A 16600-nucleotide genomic window follows, 5' to 3' on the forward strand; every position below is an offset into this window, starting at 1 on the left:
TCTCATTAATTTAGGTTAGTCCACAGGTTATATAACTTGTACATGCTTTTTATTATGAAACGAGTAATACAACCTGTATACAAGGTTAAGCGGGAATACGATTAAGACCCTAATTACAATTACACTGAAAAGACCTTTCCTTTTGATATATATATTTCTTTAACGAGCAAAAAACCTAACTGTTCTTTTTCAGTGGTCACAGCAACCTCAAACCTCCAACCGTTTTTGTTAGGTATTCTGTGGGTGTGCCATTATAAAATGTCCTCTCATTGTTAGTCTGTAAACTTCAATGATACACGAAATTTTATAATGGCCATTTTTTTGTCTAAATTTAGGTGGCTAAGTTGATTATACAACTAGCCTTTATTTACTGTTACCATACTGGCTCAACACCAAAACATGTACTTGACTACTTCTACCAGCCGATAAGCTCCTCGTTACATTCTAGTAAAATCCGTTGTTTGTAGTGCTGGGGATTTCGTATAAAGTAATGTCGACGTTGTAACGCTTTTATTTTGTTGTTTCTTCCTTCTACAGCTGCATTCGTGAAACGTAAGTGGTGGTAATTACAGATTTCTTCCTGCCAATTTTTCATGGTTTTTAGACAGCTTTGTACAGCTGAACTGTTGATTTGTTCACCTTGCTTAATCCACCGCACGAAACCTTTTACGGCTAAGGTATGATTTGAACTGCAATCATACCAAGTAATAAATGCTTCTTTCCATTCGTAGACCGCGCGTAAAACATCCGAATATTGAAGGAATTGGTTGATCAATTCGGTTTCTTTGTCGGTTAATTGATCCGCCCGTTTACCCAGGAGTCGAAAATGCCTCTTTAATTGTTGACGCGCGCGGGGCAAAAGTTCTTTCTGAACTTGCTTTCGAACAACCTGTAAGGCTTCTGTCACATAACGATTCACATGGAAACAATCGGCAATCCGAATGGCAGATGGATAGATTTCATTGATAAAGGTATGGTAGCCTTTTGCCAAATCCATGACGACGGCTACAGGTTGAAGCTCTTTCCACCGTAGTTGCCGGTGTTTTCGTCTGTCTTGCGGCATGTGTAACCGTCGCTCCAACGACATGATTAGGAATGGTTGCTTCAAATTGTTTGGTATAGCGCTTTTTAGGCGCGACACACGCATACTGCCAAACGAAAGAAGCCCCACATTGGTTACACGACATTCGGATTGCTGGAAGCAAGAGATAAACACAACGGCCAAAGGCTGGAAGGTGCCGGACTTTTCGCTCATAGGCAGTGCCTTTACGGATGACATTCTTCCCCTCGCATTGAGGATAAACTTGCAGATAGTCAGTTGGTTGGACATAAATATAGAAATCATCTTGGACATTTACAATGTTGGTAATAGTTAGCTCTTTTAAATTGAGAAGAAGACTGGTAAAATGAGCGTGCATCTGTATCCCTCTTTCGTTGTTTGCTGGTACTTACAACTATAGGGGATACGGGTGTTTTTTTGCATACTTTTTTACGTCAAGAACAGACTTTGGTGTTGAGCCACCATACTGCCTGAATAAATTTCGGTTACCATGTTCTCATTGAATTCAAAATTGTGTTAGAATCTGGCACCTCGTATTAATTGCATAAAATATAACTTGAAATCCGATACTAGCTGTCATTGGCGAGCTTCCAATTGAATTGTTATAAATACACCGCGCACAGGAACTGTCATAATATTTATATACCAAAAAAGGGTGACATCATGCCAATCATCAAACATGAAATTTCAATCCATGCTCCCATCCAAGTTTGTTTCGATGTTGCAAGAACTGTTGAAGTTCATGCAGGAAAAACGTTGCTAACGAAACAAATAGCCATTGGCGGAATTACGTTTGGATTGATGGAGCGTGGCGATTTCGTTACTTGGGAAACGACCCATTTTGGGATGAAACAAAAATTAACGTCTCAAATCATCGAAATGGTGAAGCCTTACAGATTCACCGATGCCATGGTTCATGGAGCCTTTCATTCGTTTACACATACACATGAATTCATTGAAAGGGGCACAGAAACAATCATGAAAGATACATTCTTATATAAATCCCCTTTTGGCATTTTAGGCAAAGTAGCTAATCGATTATTTTTGGAAAATTATATGAGCCATTTTATTGCCCGTCATGCCCAAAAGGTAAAAAAGGTTGCTGAAGCGACGAAATACTAAAATATCTTAATTTTAGGTTCTCATTGGATTCAGAATCGTTTTATAACCCTTCACTAGAGTGGAGCTAGTATGGATAGCGAGGAAATGTACTCACGCTAACGGGATGCTAAAGTTGAACATGCTTTAGTTTTTCAGATAATGTAATTTTCCTTGAAGAAATATTCAAAGCCAACTCGGCAATCTTGAATAGCTTGGCTAACGCTTATAAACGAAAGGCTATTCTATAATAAAGGGACGCCAGTAAGGGTTCATTTGATGTCAGTCGTTGAAGCTTCGAACGAATACCGGAAGAGGGACTTAAAGCTCTTTTCGACAGGTTTTTACTTAGGTTCGGATTAGATTACATTGCAGATGAAATGAATTTTGTTTCAATGATGAAGGGGACCGGTCAAAATCAGGTTATGCCCTCCATGACAATGGATGAGTTGGTTCAACTTCAGTTTTTTACTGACATGGTTACAATTCCTGACGAAGTATATGAAACTCTTTCAAAAATCCGTAATGAATTGCGTGATGAAGGAATCCGTCCTTCTGACAGGCGGTTTAAACAGTCGCTGTCGATTCTTCAAGCAAAAGCTTTGATAAACCAAAGACAGGTAGTAAAAGTTGATGATATTATCATCCTTGAAAATGCCCTTTGGGAAACGGTTGATCAAAAGGAAAACGTTTCTCTGATTGTTCGTAGCCACGCACAAGATGTGGTTACTCGAAAACTTGATACGATTCAGGAAGAGGTGAAAGAAATCTTTTCCTCCATGTAGTCGGATACATCTACAGACTCTGGAATGGAGGCTACTCAAAAATTTAAATCGTTAGTTGTCGATTTAAATAAGTTGAAAAAATAATTAAAGTAGAGATACGGATATTGACTCTTTACTTGATAAAGCAATGCAACAAGAAATTCTTGACAGTATTTTGGAGCCAATGGATTTTAACTATAACTTTTGGGGTGCACTTCAGAATCAAGGGGCTGATTTCCAATTTAAGTTTTTAGGCGCCCTTTTTTGACAGCTTTTTTGGTGCTTTATCACCATTCCTGTTTCTCAGAGGCTTCTGGCTTGAACCTTCACTTGATGCTTGTACTGACCCTTCACGTAGACGACTGCAATACTCATCATGGGCTTCTTCAACAAGTGCAATCAATTTGTCTTGAATTCGTTGATTACAACTTGAAAGGTCAACTACCAAGTTTGAAATTAGATCCTCGCAATCCTATTCTTCAAACATACGATACGTTTCCTCATTCTGCTTTTGCCATAGATCCAAACTAACATTACTTCATGGCGGAAAACAATCAGTAGCCATTTGGTATAAGCTTACTTACTTCTGTGCAAGATAAATGCTAGAAGCTTATGTTGGAGGTTTTATTACATGAAGAAGACCGACCCAATTAGCATTTTGCATGTTATATTACTTTCGATGACCGTGATTGGTTTGAAAAACCATGTCACAATACTCCCACCACTTTTGCAAATAGGTGGGAGAGATGGATGGGCGTCTGTGATACTAGCAACGTTGGTTATGTTGCCGTGGGGAGTTCTATTGTTATACATTCATAAAAAATCGAACCAAGAGCCAATTAGAAATTGGTTGGAAGATAGAGTGGGTAAAGTCAGTTCATACACTTTTATATATACAACAATTGCTTTTCTCTTGTTTCTCGCTTCAGTCACGATGAGGGAAACATTACAATTTGTGACGAACACGTTTTTACCGGAAACACCTTTTATTTTCTTGTTAATTATTTTTACAGTTCTTTGCGTACTGCTTGCAACAACGGATATTCAAACGATTGTCATGGTAAATATACTTGTTGTAGTTGGAGTTGTCGGTTTTGGGTTTTTTGCCGCTTTTACGAATATACAGGTGAAAGATTACAACTTATTACGTCCTTTTTTTGAAAATGGATTCCAACCTGTAATAAAAGGGATGGTATATCCTGCTTCTGGGATTGTCGAACTGATTTTCTTTATCTTCATTCAACATAAAATAAAAAATCCAATTCGCTTTTCCAATTTTGTAGTGATGACTCTAATTTTAATGGGGTTAACGCTAGGTCCATTAATCGGTGCAATTACAGAGTTTGGACCTGATGAAGCGGCTAAGCAACGTTTTCCTGCTTATGAAGAATGGGGACTTGTGACCATCGGACGCTTTTTCGAGCATCTTGACTTTTTATCAATTTATCAATGGCTAACAGGTACTTTTATAAGAGTTGGATTAATTTTATACGTTGTGATTGACCTGTTAAATATGAATGGGAAAAGGAAGGGGATTTTGATATTTATTGCTCCTGTTTTCATGATAATATGTTTATCACTATTTTCCATGAGCGATAGCGCATTCGATGAGTTCAAAGGGAAATATGTCTTGCCCATTACCTTCTATATTTTTTTCATCATGTCTCTTTTTTTGGCGACCGTTGCCTTTGTGTCGGTAAAGTCATCGAGAAAGGAGATGAAAAAAGATTATGAAGAAGCGTGAAGAAAGCAATACAAGCAAACCAGTGAAAACGATAATCGACGCAGCGGAATTACGACGGATATTTCAGAAATCTGCGGATGTTCAGTTTCAAGAGTATACGTTTAAACAGCGTAAAGTGATGTTTATAACGTGCGATGCAATGATTGATCGACATTTATTAAACGATGTAATAATTGAGCGGGTTCAACTATTCTTCGATGCCCTTAAGAAAATATCATTTGAGGAAGCAGTGGAAGGTTACTTACACATTCCGGAAATAAAGAAAATAGAAGGAAAAAGCGATATAGTTTCTAGTGTTTATTCTGGAAAAGTCCTTCTTTATTTTGAAGAGTATGATGTTATTTATTCAAGTAATATTGCAAATATTCCGAACCGTACTCCTGAAGAATCGAATATAGAAGTTCCGGTGAAAGGGGCAAGGGATAACTTTATTGAAGATCTTTCGATTAATATCGCGTTAATAAGGAAACGTCTACCAACGGATTCATTATGCGTTGAAAAAATCGAATTAGGGAAAAGAACCAAAACGACTGTAGCCCTACTTTATTTTGATGATATAGCGAACAAATCGATTCTAAATGAAATAAAAGAAAGAATGAATCAAGTCAATGTAGATATCATTTTTAGTGGTGATCTATTAATGGAGCAGATAGAAAATGGTTCGAACACTTTCCCGAAACATGATTACACAGGAAGACCGGATTATGCTGTTCAATCTCTTGCAAGAGGAAGATTTCTAATCCTAGTTGATGGAGTCACCTATGGAATTATCACGCCTGTAACTTTATTTCTGCTCCTTAAAACAGCTGAGGATAATGAGTACCCAACTATATTTAGTTCATTCGCACGGTTATTGAGATTGTCTAGTCTTTTATTAGGCATATCACTTCCCGCAATTTGGCTAGCCTTGACGACCTATCATCAAAATCAGTTACCTATGCTGTTGTTAGCTACAGTCGTACAATCACGCATAGGGCTTCCGCTTCCTTCAGTGATTGAAATGTTGCTAATGTTACTCCTGTTTGAATTATTTCGCGAAGCGGGTTTACGACTTCCTTCTGCAATCGGTGGCACAATAAGTGTCGTTGGAGGCTTAATTATCGGTGATGCGACTATTCGAGCTGGGATTACGAGTCCAGCAATGATTGTCATCATAGCTGTTTCAACGATTGCGACATACACCTTGGTCAATTCATCGTTAGTTATGGCTGCGAGTATAACGAGGTTCTTTTCAGTCATATTAACAGCATTTTTTGGTTTCTTTGGACTTTTTATTTCACTATTTTTTATTGTTCTTTATTTAGCGAATATGCGAACGTTTGGTGTTCCCTATTTAAATGTAGTGGCAGATCTAAGTTGGTCTACGGTAAAAAAAACATTTTTAAAATTACCGCAAAAAGATTATGTGGAAAGACCGCATGAGTTAAGTCCAAAAGATAAAATAAGGTTAAAAGAGGATGGAAAATGAGTAGAAAACAGAATATTCTATTTGCCATACTTTTTATTGTGACATTACTTTCCGGGTGCTCAAGTCAAAATGAACCTGAACGTATGTTGTATATTCATGGAATTGGAATTGATTATGAAGATAATATGTACACGATATATGCACAAGTTATAAATTTTTCTAGCGTGGCTAAATCAGAACAACCGGGTAGTGAATCCGAACCAGTTGAGGTTGGGAAAGCTTCAGGTAAGACAGTGGATGAAGCCGTATTTAATTTGTATCGTTCGCTTGATCAAAAGCTTTTTTGGGGCCATCTTACTTTTGTTGTATACTCTGAAGAAGCGATGAAAAAAGGACGAATGAATACCGTCATTGATTTGTTAAGCCGGTATAGAGAAACAAGGTATCGCATTTGGTTTTATAGTACGGAAGATTCCGTAAAAGATGTACTGTTAATAGTTCCGATTATTAATACGTCACTTGCCTTATCTAGACTTGGAGATCCAAGGAATTCATATACGCAAGAATCATTTGTTGAACCTGTTAATATGCGTATGGCGATCATCGGATTAAATGAGCCGAACCACGAAGCCGTAATACCGGCTATATCCGTTGTTAAAGATTGGGAAACGGCAGAAGGGAAAGATGATATTGCAAAAGTAATAGGGGTTGGAGTTGTCTCGAGAGATGGCTTTAAAGGGTTTATAACTGGTGACAAAGCCCGTGGATTACGTTGGATGAATAACAAGATGAAAAGGACGGAGATATCGCTAGATACGGGAGAGGGTAAAGATCGCGTAACAGTCACAGTTGAAAAAATAAAAGTACATGTGGATCCAGTCGTAGAGGGAGATTCTGTAGGATTTGATATTAATATTAAAATGACTGCTGAAATCGCTTCAATTCAGGGGAAAGTAACTATCGAAGAAATTCGGAAGCAATTAGAAGAAGAAGTTAAGCGAGAGATAAAGGAAACATACGAAGAAGCATTAAAAAAAGATATCGATATTTATCGTTTATCAGAATATTTATATCGTAAAAATGTAAAGGCTTGGAAAAGAGCCGAGCAGGATGGAAAGGTGGAATTATCAGATAACTCAATTGGTAAGCTGGATATTAAAATTAAAGAGATTAAATCAGGAAGGAAATCTTTTAAGGAAACACTAAAGTAGAAAAGGGAGGGGTGGACCTATATCAATTTCTCCTGATTTTATTTGAATAATAATTAAAATCTGAAGGACTTGTATCTTCAGGGAAAAGATGAGTATTTAGAAGTTGAATCAGGAATGTTTTTTATGAATTCAAAGCAGCTCTCGGTTTATTTGAACATGTCTTGGAATTCGATTGAAACCGAGCTTTCATATGAAGAAGAGTTTCCGAAAATACGTTTAGGAAGCAGGTGGCTGTTTCATAAAAAAGGTTGGTAAATATATGGAGAAGTATTATAATGAGGTTCGTAAAAATGGTGGAAGAATCGTATCTTATAAACGAAAGTCATGATGGAAATTTACACAATGAAATAATTATACACAAATTTTACACAAGAAATGAACTAACCCTTGTAAGCACAAGGGCATATAACAATAATCAAGATTGTCCAGACTAAAATAGTTTGGTCTTTTTTGATTCTTTCAATTGAAGCCGTTATTATAGAAGGAACAGAACTAGTCGGAAGAGGTGGCAAAAATGGCGAAAATAATACCATTCAAAACTAAGCGGCAACTAGAAACAGGAAAGGCAGTTAAGGTTATGCGTGAGTGGGAAGCGCATATAGAATGGGAAGAAGCGAATTGGCAGAAGATAGTAGATAGGGAAGTAAAAGAAGAAAGTTTATCACAGGAAGAAATTGAGTGGTTGAATGAGTGGGTGGGTGAAGAAAATTGATTACCATAGAAGTTGATCAAGAAAAGCTAAAAGAGCTTTATCTTCAGAAAATAGATGAGCATTTACAAGAACTTGAATCGGAAGTATTTTTCATGAATTCAAAGCAACTAGCGAAATATTTAAATATGTCGTAGAATACGATTGTAACCCATCTTTTATATGATGAAGAATTTCCGAAGATACGTCTAGGGAGCAAGTGGCTGTTTCATAAAAAAGAGGTCGGTAAATATATGGAGAAGTATTATAATGAGGTTCGTAAGAATGGTGGGAGTATCGTAAATTACAAACGGAAGTGACGAAGACTGGATTGGGAAAGTTGGGTTTACTGCAATCTTTGGAATCAAGAAAACAGACAGCGGAATATGAAAGTTTTTAGCTATCTGTTTCTGATGCCAGATGCTCATATTTGATGCCCTGATTGATGCCGAAACTTATAAAAACCAGTATAAGTTGATATAATTAAATTGAATGAATCACTCCAGAACGTTGATGTAGAGCAGTTTGTACTAGTAAGTATATAACTTTAATAGCCCGGACTCTATGGGCGGCATGATGTAAGAAGAACTCTAAACCCCTGATATACAAAGGGTTAGAGCAACTTTCATCAAACCGTGGTCATTTTATTGGTCATAAGCGCCACAAAATCATACTAAATATTGAAGCCTTTCATAAATTCGCTGAATTTTGAGAGGCTTCTTTTTCTATTCCTTTTGTCATATGTCCATATGTTTTTTCTACTTCTTTTGTAGATGCATGCCATTGTTTCGTAACAACTTTTATTAATTTTTCTAAAATAAGGTCTTAACTTGGATGTATTAATACCTCTACTTTAGCTCAAGTACAGAAAGTTTATATAGAGTTTATATAACTTGTTTATGATGAGGAATGTAAATGAAAAGAAGGAGGTTTATTGTATGTTTTTAGCATTAAAAGAATTAAAACATGGTAAGTTACGTTTTACAATGATAGGGCTTATCATTGTATTAATCGCATGGCTTGTATTTATCCTTTCAGGTTTAGGAAATGGATTATCTACACTAAGTGCCGCGACGATTAAAAACTGGGAAGCAGAGCATGTGGTTTATGAAGATGGGGCTGGTGCGAGATTTTCAAAATCATTATTATCTCAATCGATGCAAAGTGAAATTGAAGCTCAGCAGGGAGTAGAAGAAGTTGCACCATTTTCTCAAGCAGTCATTGCAATCTTGCCAATTGGTGGGGTTGCTGAAGGGGAGGAGAAAGTAGATGCAGCTCTATTAGGTATTGAAGCAGGCTCATTTTTACAACCTGAAGTAATAGAGGGTAAAGCACTTGATCCGAATGTTAAAAATGGCGTTGTTGCGAATGTCACAATAAAAAATCAAAATGGCTATGAAATTGGGGATGAGATAGCAATTGATGGTTCTGAACTAAATGCAGAAATTATTGGTTTTGTGAAAAACGAGACATTCAATCACTTGCCTTCACTATTTGCAAACATGGATTTTGTACGGGAGTATAAATATTCCGCACCCGGATCAAATAATGGAGTGGAAGATGCTATCAATGCATTCGCCATATTAGGTAAAGATGTGGAGGCCATTCAAATGGAAAAAGAAGTAGATGGCATTGAAGTAGTAACAAAATCCTCAGCTATTAATGGCATGCCAGGTTATACTGCGGAAAATGGTACAATAATGATGATGCTTGTGTTCTTGATTGTCATTTCTGCATTCGTCATTGCAGTGTTTTTCTATGTTCTAACCATCCAAAAAACACAGCAATTTGGTGTGATGAAAGCAATTGGTGCTTCAAATGGATTTATAGCTAAAACAATCGTGTCCCAAGTATTTGTGTTGTCATTTTTTAGTATTTTAGTAGGAATTGGTCTCACATATTTAACTGCTATGGTATTCCCAAAAGAAATGCCATTTAATTTAGATACTGGATTAGTTATTATATATGGAATCGTACTATTAGTGATTTCTGTTGGTAGTTCATTGTTTTCAATTCGTCGAATTTCAAAAATAGATCCATTAACAGCGTTAGGGAGGGTTGAGTAATGACTTTAAGCATGAAAAATGTCTCAAAAGTATATAAAGAAGGCGAAACTCAAATAATTGCTTTAGATCAAGTCTCAATGGAGGTTGCGTCTGGAGAATTTGTAGCAATTATAGGTCCATCAGGTTCCGGAAAATCGACGTTTCTATCGATTGCTGGTGCGTTATTAAAACCCTCGCAAGGTGAAGTGGAAATTAATAATAAGAATATCGCAACACTAAAAGACAAAGAGCTTTCCGATTTGCGATTACATGAAATAGGATTTATTTTACAAACGTCTAACCTAATGCCATATTTAAACATATTAGACAATTTGCTTGTTATAAAAAAGATGTCGGGTAAAGTAACAAAACAAGATGAAGCCTTTGCAAAAGAATTATTAACAGGGCTTGGTTTGACAAGTAAGTTCGGGAAATTTCCAAACGAGCTTTCTGGAGGAGAACGTCAACGTGTAGCAATCGCACGTTCATTTATGAATGATTCATCGCTTATTTTAGCCGATGAACCTACTGCATCATTGGATACAAACCGTGCAAATGAGGTCGTTTCCCTTATTTCAAAAGAAGTTAAAGCACGTGGTAAAGCGGCTGTTATGGTAACACATGATGAACGAATGCTAGCAAATTGCGACCGTGTTTACCGCATGGAAGATGGTAAATTAACGTTACAATAAAATGATTAATAGATTACATGAAGCTAAATTCACTAGAAAGTGGAGGCGTTACGATGCAGATTTTATTAGTAGATGATGATTTAGATACCTTACAACTAGTATCTATACATTTGGAACGTGCAGGGTATAAAGTGCATATTGCTGACGATGCGGAAGCAGCGCTAACGTTATTAGAAACTTACAAAGTGGATTTGGCGATTGTAGACGTTATGATGCCAGGAATGAATGGTTTTGAATTAACAGAAATTCTGACGGAAGATTATGAGATTCCTGTCATATTATTGACCGCTAAAGGCCAATTAGTCGATAAAGAAAAAGGATTTATTGCTGGATCGGAAGATTACATAGTAAAGCCATTTGAGCCTAGCGAATTATTATTTAGGGTTGCAGTTGTTTTACGACGTTATGAACGATCATTAGAAAATTTCATAGAAATCGGAAATATGAAAATTGATCGAAAAAACTACGAAGTAATTATTAGAAATGAAACCGTTTTGTTGCCTTTGAAGGAATTTGAGCTCCTCACTTTACTAGCATCACGAAGTGGAAAAATCGTACAACGAATTTTTCTGATTGAGCATACATGGGGAATTGATATTGAGGGCAATGACGCTACGTTGAATACACATATTAATCGATTGAGGGAGCGATTAATACGTTATGAGGCGGACGTTGGAATTCTAACGGTTCGTGGAATTGGTTATAAATTAGAGATGTTGAAATGAAAACACTTTATCGACAATTTATTAGCGCCACGTTATTAATTTTGTTTTGCAGTATCATCGTCGGATATGCCCTCGCAAATATTATTTACTTTTCAATTTCAAAGGACAATATTAACTCACAAAATGTAAAGTTTGCTCAAGAGGTTGCCAATGGGATTGAAAATATGCATGATTCAAAGGATTCGATGCATGCATATTTATCATTAATCGGTAATTCAGGCTATCAACTATATTTAATTTCTAGTTCCGGAGAAAAATACCCTTTTGGTGAAGAATTTCAAAACTTAAAGATACCTCATGAAACAGTTCAAACGATTATTGATGGTGAAATATACCATGGGATGAAATACGCGCCGAGTTCGTTATTTATGATCGGACATTTTTCCAATAGCTTGGAAAATTCAGTTGGGGTACCTGTTATTACAATGCAAGACCAATATGCATTATTTTTAAGACCCGATAACAAGTCAATTTTCTCGGATATACATGTTGTTTTAATGAGCTTTGTAGTTGCAATCGCTGTAATTAGCTTACTGGGTGTGGTTGTAATGACACGAAAATTAATTCGTCCCATTTCATCATTAACAGAAGCAACAAAGGCAGTAAAAAATGAAAATTTTAATTACCGATTAAATATTTCTCGAAATGATGAGATAGGTCAATTGGCGGAAAATTTTAATTTGATGCAGCTACAGCTTGCTCATAATGATGAATTACGTAAGGCATTTATCAATGATGTTTCTCATGATTTTCAGTCGCCATTAATGAATATTCAAGGTTACTCTGATCTACTGCAAAATGATGAACTAAGGAAAGAAGAAAGATTACAGTATGCAGCGATTATTCAGCGAGAATCTAAGAGATTATCGAACTTAACAAAACAATTACTCATCTTAACCTCATTAGATCAGGCTTCTTATTCCTTTCAGAGGAATAGTGTCCGATTAGATGAACAGTTAAAAGAGATTATTAGGAAGTCACAATGGCGGATCAATGAACGCGAATTAGAACTATCCTATAAATTAGAACCTGTATCTATTCGAGGCGATGCAGAATTACTCATGAGTGTGTGGGATAATTTATTAAGTAATGCCATTAAGTATTCTGAATTTGGAAGTATTATTTCGATTACTTGTCGACAAGTACATGACGAAATTCAAATTATTTTCAAGGATTCAGGAATAGGGATTAATAATGAACAACTAACGCAAATATTTGTCCGCTTTTATCGAGTAGATACAGCAAGAAAGAAAGACGGAACGGGGCTAGGACTATCAATTGTCAAGAAAGTTGTGGAGTTACATGGTGGGCAAGTAAAAGTAACAAGTAAAATCGGAAAAGGAAGTACATTTGAAATTAAATTACCAATTAGAAGGACCTAAAATTAGGGAAAAGAAATGGTCAATCCAATTAATTCGTTTTGCAGCTATTTTTGGAATAATCGGTACGTTTTTAGGCTCGAAAATGAGTAGAAATATGGAATGTTCATTGCGTCCGATACATGCACATATATTATTAGTTGGATGGTTATCCGTATTTGCATGGGGAATATTTTATAAAGTTTATACTGTAAAATATAAAAAAAATGTGTCTATACACGCTATTACAGCAATGATTGGTGCATTTGTCCAAACGTTTGGTATGCGGATGTATAATTTAAACCCATTTAGAATGGGAAGAAGCGAATTGGCACCATGTAATAGAAAGAGAAACAGAAAAAGAACAAAACTTGTCCCTGTAGGAGATCGAGTGGCTGAATGAATGGATTAAGGAAAATGAGTAAATTGAGAAAATAGAAATATCGGGGAAGTCGTTGTATAAAAAATGCTTACTCTACCGAAAGAGTAAGCGGACAAAATTATAAACTTAAACAATTTCACACAAATTTTACACAAGGATTGTCGGAAGTACTGATTTAACAGCATCCATAGGCCATAATAGAAACCGGCCTCGGGTATTCAATAAAAAAGACATAACTTCGGTTATGTCTTTTTTATGTTATATATAAACCAAGTTGCGATTATGCTACAGTAAATGTAATCACTGTAGGTGGAGGATTGTCATGCCATTAATTGAACATCATGAATTTATCGTTTTCCGACAGAAGACTTCAACTCCAATCGGGTGTAGGGACAAGCCCGGCGATAAGTGGGAGATAAATGTCGGTTGGTGATAGCCAAAAAGCATATCAATCCGTTAAAATAGGAATATACATTCTGTATGATAGGGGTGAATGTAATGCTAATCAATAAGGCCTATAAGTTTCGCATCTACCCAGACGCGGAGCAACAAACGCTCATTGCTAAAACAATTGGGTGTAGCCGCTTTGTCTTTAATTACTTTCTAGCCAAGTGGAATAATACTTACAAAGAGACGGGCGAAGGGTTATCGTATAATACCTGCTCTGCCGAGTTAACTCAATTAAAGAAGAAGGAAGACACGATTTGGCTAAAAGAAGTCGATAGCATTTCGCTTCAGTCATCTTTGAGAAACTTGGCAGACTCATACGCAAGGTTTTTCAAGAAGCAAAACAAAGCCCCATGTTTTAAGTCGAAAAGCAATAACATTCAATCCTACACGACAAAACACACCAATGGAAATATAGCGATAGTTGGCGCCATGATTAAATTGCCTAAACTTGGACTTGTGAAACTTTCTAAAAGTCGTGAAGTAGATGGTCGGATTATCAATGCAACGATTAGACGTAACCCTTCAGGTAAATACTTTGTCTCTATTCTTGTTGAAACAGAAGTTTTGGAGCTACCTAAAATGAATTCATCGGTAGGTATTGATGTCGGCTTGAAGGATTTTGCAATTCTATCTGACGAAACGGTATATCGAAACCCTAAATTCTTTCGCTCATTGGAGAAGAGGTTAGCTAGAGAGCAACGTGTCCTTTCAAGACGAAAAGAACTAGCAATCAAAAGAAAATGTAAACTAAGTGAGGCTAAAAACTATCAGAAACAACGTGTAGTAGTTGCACGTATTCAGGAGAAAATTGTAAATAAAAGAAAGGATTACTTGCACAAAATCTCAACTGAGATCATCAAACACCACGATGTCATCGGAATTGAAGATTTGCAGGTGTCTAACATGCTTAAAAATCACAAGTTGGCCAAGGCGATTAGCGAAGTAAGTTGGTCGCAATTCAGAACAATGCTTGAATATAAAGCGAAATGGTACGGTAAACAGGTTGTTGCCGTGGGCAAAACATTTTCTTCAAGCCAACTCTGCTCATCTTGTGGCTATAGAAACAAAGACGTTAAGAATCTTGCCTTGCGTGAATGGGACTGCCCAGAATGCGGAAGTCATCACGATAGGGACATTAACGCGAGTATAAATCTTAAAAATGAAGCCGAAAGGCTTTTAACCGTAGGGATTACGGGGCTAGCCTAATCAATAACTGGCGGATACGCTGGTGATCTTAGGAATCTCCCACTTCTAAACGAAGTGAAAGTGGGAGTAATTCAAAGAGCAGGATAATGGGACACTGATGATTGATCGTTTTCAATATCAATCCCCTTTAGGGCTGTTGGGGGTTCTTGCAGACAGGTTGTTTTTAGAAAATTATATGAAAAGGTTTATTGTTAACCGGGCAATTGCTTTGAAAGAGATTGCGGAACGTATGTAAATTAAACTGAAACGCTCCTTTTGTGATACGAAGGGAACGTTTTTTCTTGATTTTGGTGCTGTAATATTTTACGTAGTAAATCGTCTAATGAGTAAAGGAGGGGAGAATGAGTGACGGATCATAGAATCGAGGAATGGTTTCAATTGTATGAGAGAGATATTACTAGTTTTCTAATTTACTATACAGGCTCGATGGATGTTGAGGATCTTGTGCAAGAAACATTTATGATTGCTATAAAAAAGATACCCGGTTTTAAAGATCAGTCACATCCGAAGACATGGTTGGTTTCTATTGCAAGAAATAAGATTATCGACGATTATCGTAGAAAGAAAGTGTGGGAAAAGATCAAGCACTCCGTTTTTCGAGAACAGCAGCTGTCGAATGAATTGGAAGAGAAAACGATTATGAATCAAGAAATCCTTCATTTATACAAAGCGATTCATCAGCTTTCTCCTCGCTATAAAGAAGTAGTTATCTTAAGGGGAATTTTGGAGTTAACATCAAAAGAAGCTAGCGAAGTATTGAAAAGTAATGTGAACCGTGTAAATGTCATGTTCCACCGAGCATTAAAAAGACTGAAGGAGATACTTGTAGAGGAGGGACTGGATTATGAAGGGCATGAAGACTTTACAAGAAAATCTAAGAAGCCTTCCTAAATATACGTTGAGCGAAGAACAGAAACAAAGAGTCAGCATGGCTTTGCAAAAGGAAATGAAGCCTAAAAAGAGAATAAAATTTGTTGAGCCTTTCGTTGCATTTGCTTCAATATGTGCGATAGTATTTACCCTTGTTCTGTCGAGTGATAGTGATCAGTGGTTTAATGAGCTGCGGCAATCATTTCAGCCTCAGATAGAATTAACTGCACCGAAAGCAACTGTTTTTAAAAATCATTATGACGTAATTGGGGTCGAAGGGAAATTCGGGATATTAGTTTTCAATGAACAATTTGTAGCCGAAGATGTTAGGAGAGGTAGTAAATTGATGCTTTATTTCTGGGGTGATCCATTACAACTTATTGATAAAAATTATCGGGTTGAAGCTAGGAATAGCTATAATGAAAATCTTGTCTTATCTGAAGGCGTTCTATCTACCTCACTGATTAACGAAGATGCGCATTCGTTAGCAAGTTTTTTGCCATTCCCAGCAGACGGTAAATGGCAGTTATCTATATTTGTCGAGGATCAATTATTTGAAGAATTTACGGTTGATGTTCTACCCTCGTTTCCAAAAACGGAAGATTACTCCTTGATTAGCCATCCAATGGAGCTTGCGGTAGGCGAGGAGACAGAAATTACTATCGAAAGCTCAGTGGAGAGCGAGAAGGGGATAGAAGTAAAATTATTAAATGAGCAAGGGAATATTGTGTCTGAACATATTTTTAATCAGGATGGTTCATTTATCGATGGCTCAGGAGGATATATATATCACTATAGTGGAAATATGATTTTCCCGGAAAATGGTACCTGGACGTTGCTGATTGAAGGTGAGAAAACAAAGCCATTTAAAAATTGACCATAAACAAAATCGCTCCTTG

Annotated in this window: 17 protein-coding genes; 15 read left to right on the top strand and 2 right to left on the bottom strand. The window is 36.7% G+C overall.

Annotated elements, in window-relative coordinates:
* Nucleotides 1-415 precede the first annotated feature (415 nt).
* Both R2B77_RS13935 and R2B77_RS13940 read right to left on the bottom strand, forming a co-directional pair.
* Nucleotides 416-1063 carry a transposase gene (locus tag R2B77_RS13935; RefSeq protein ID WP_203248638.1) on the bottom strand — a complete coding sequence of 216 codons (648 nt, stop codon included), beginning with the start codon at nucleotides 1061-1063 and terminating at the stop codon, nucleotides 416-418.
* Nucleotides 960-1418 carry a transposase family protein gene (locus R2B77_RS13940; protein ID WP_203248639.1) on the bottom strand — a complete coding sequence of 153 codons (459 nt, stop codon included), beginning with the start codon at nucleotides 1416-1418 and terminating at the stop codon, nucleotides 960-962. The genes R2B77_RS13935 and R2B77_RS13940 overlap by 104 nt, the downstream gene beginning before the upstream one ends.
* A gap of 305 nt (nucleotides 1419-1723) precedes the next feature.
* Here R2B77_RS13940 and R2B77_RS13945 point away from each other — a divergent pair, with 305 nt between their 5' ends.
* The 15 genes from R2B77_RS13945 to R2B77_RS14015 all read left to right on the top strand — a co-directional run bounded on the left by R2B77_RS13945 (nucleotide 1724) and on the right by R2B77_RS14015 (nucleotide 16578).
* Nucleotides 1724-2182, top strand: a complete 459-nt coding sequence (locus tag R2B77_RS13945; protein WP_203248640.1) for an SRPBCC family protein — start codon at nucleotides 1724-1726, stop codon at nucleotides 2180-2182.
* 356 nt (nucleotides 2183-2538) lie between these two features.
* Nucleotides 2539-2943, top strand: coding sequence for a hypothetical protein (locus R2B77_RS13950; protein ID WP_322555729.1), 405 nt, complete (start codon nucleotides 2539-2541; stop codon nucleotides 2941-2943).
* Nucleotides 2944-3553: 610 nt separating this feature from the next.
* Nucleotides 3554-4666, top strand: a complete 1113-nt coding sequence (locus R2B77_RS13955; RefSeq protein WP_203248642.1) for a GerAB/ArcD/ProY family transporter — start codon at nucleotides 3554-3556, stop codon at nucleotides 4664-4666.
* On the top strand, nucleotides 4653-6134 hold the full coding sequence (locus tag R2B77_RS13960) for a spore germination protein (RefSeq protein ID WP_203248643.1): 1482 nt from the start codon (nucleotides 4653-4655) through the stop codon (nucleotides 6132-6134). The genes R2B77_RS13955 and R2B77_RS13960 overlap by 14 nt, the downstream gene beginning before the upstream one ends.
* A complete protein-coding gene (locus tag R2B77_RS13965; RefSeq protein ID WP_203248644.1) occupies nucleotides 6131-7285 on the top strand; it encodes a Ger(x)C family spore germination protein in 1155 nt (384 codons plus the stop codon). The genes R2B77_RS13960 and R2B77_RS13965 overlap by 4 nt, the downstream gene beginning before the upstream one ends.
* Nucleotides 7286-7799: 514 nt before the next feature.
* Nucleotides 7800-7997 (top strand): hypothetical protein, encoded by a 198-nt coding sequence (locus R2B77_RS13970; RefSeq protein WP_203248645.1) that lies wholly within the window; start codon nucleotides 7800-7802, stop codon nucleotides 7995-7997.
* Nucleotides 7994-8131 carry a hypothetical protein gene (locus tag R2B77_RS13975; protein WP_203248646.1) on the top strand — a complete coding sequence of 46 codons (138 nt, stop codon included), beginning with the start codon at nucleotides 7994-7996 and terminating at the stop codon, nucleotides 8129-8131. The genes R2B77_RS13970 and R2B77_RS13975 overlap by 4 nt, the downstream gene beginning before the upstream one ends.
* Before the next feature lie 780 nt (nucleotides 8132-8911).
* Complete coding sequence (locus tag R2B77_RS13980; protein WP_203248647.1) at nucleotides 8912-10039, top strand: ABC transporter permease; 1128 nt, start codon at nucleotides 8912-8914, stop codon at nucleotides 10037-10039.
* Nucleotides 10039-10710 carry an ABC transporter ATP-binding protein gene (locus tag R2B77_RS13985; protein WP_203248648.1) on the top strand — a complete coding sequence of 224 codons (672 nt, stop codon included), beginning with the start codon at nucleotides 10039-10041 and terminating at the stop codon, nucleotides 10708-10710. The genes R2B77_RS13980 and R2B77_RS13985 overlap by 1 nt, the downstream gene beginning before the upstream one ends.
* Before the next feature lie 53 nt (nucleotides 10711-10763).
* The gene (locus R2B77_RS13990; RefSeq protein WP_203248649.1) at nucleotides 10764-11435 is read left to right on the top strand and encodes a response regulator transcription factor; all 672 of its coding nucleotides are present in this window, start codon (nucleotides 10764-10766) and stop codon (nucleotides 11433-11435) included.
* Nucleotides 11432-12817 carry a sensor histidine kinase gene (locus R2B77_RS13995; protein WP_203248650.1) on the top strand — a complete coding sequence of 462 codons (1386 nt, stop codon included), beginning with the start codon at nucleotides 11432-11434 and terminating at the stop codon, nucleotides 12815-12817. The genes R2B77_RS13990 and R2B77_RS13995 overlap by 4 nt, the downstream gene beginning before the upstream one ends.
* A complete protein-coding gene (locus R2B77_RS14000) occupies nucleotides 12786-13196 on the top strand; it encodes a hypothetical protein (RefSeq protein ID WP_203248651.1) in 411 nt (136 codons plus the stop codon). The genes R2B77_RS13995 and R2B77_RS14000 overlap by 32 nt, the downstream gene beginning before the upstream one ends.
* 477 nt (nucleotides 13197-13673) lie before the next feature.
* On the top strand, nucleotides 13674-14831 hold the full coding sequence (tnpB, locus tag R2B77_RS14005) for an IS200/IS605 family element RNA-guided endonuclease TnpB (RefSeq protein ID WP_322555730.1): 1158 nt from the start codon (nucleotides 13674-13676) through the stop codon (nucleotides 14829-14831).
* A gap of 345 nt (nucleotides 14832-15176) precedes the next feature.
* Nucleotides 15177-15722, top strand: coding sequence for an RNA polymerase sigma factor (locus R2B77_RS14010; RefSeq protein WP_203248653.1), 546 nt, complete (start codon nucleotides 15177-15179; stop codon nucleotides 15720-15722).
* Nucleotides 15676-16578 carry a hypothetical protein gene (locus tag R2B77_RS14015; protein WP_203248654.1) on the top strand — a complete coding sequence of 301 codons (903 nt, stop codon included), beginning with the start codon at nucleotides 15676-15678 and terminating at the stop codon, nucleotides 16576-16578. Before R2B77_RS14010 ends, R2B77_RS14015 begins: the two co-directional genes overlap by 47 nt.
* Nucleotides 16579-16600: the final 22 nt, after the last annotated feature.

The sequence above is a fragment of the Sporosarcina beigongshangi genome, assembly GCF_033485195.1.
GTDB lineage: Bacteria > Bacillota > Bacilli > Bacillales_A > Planococcaceae > Sporosarcina > Sporosarcina beigongshangi.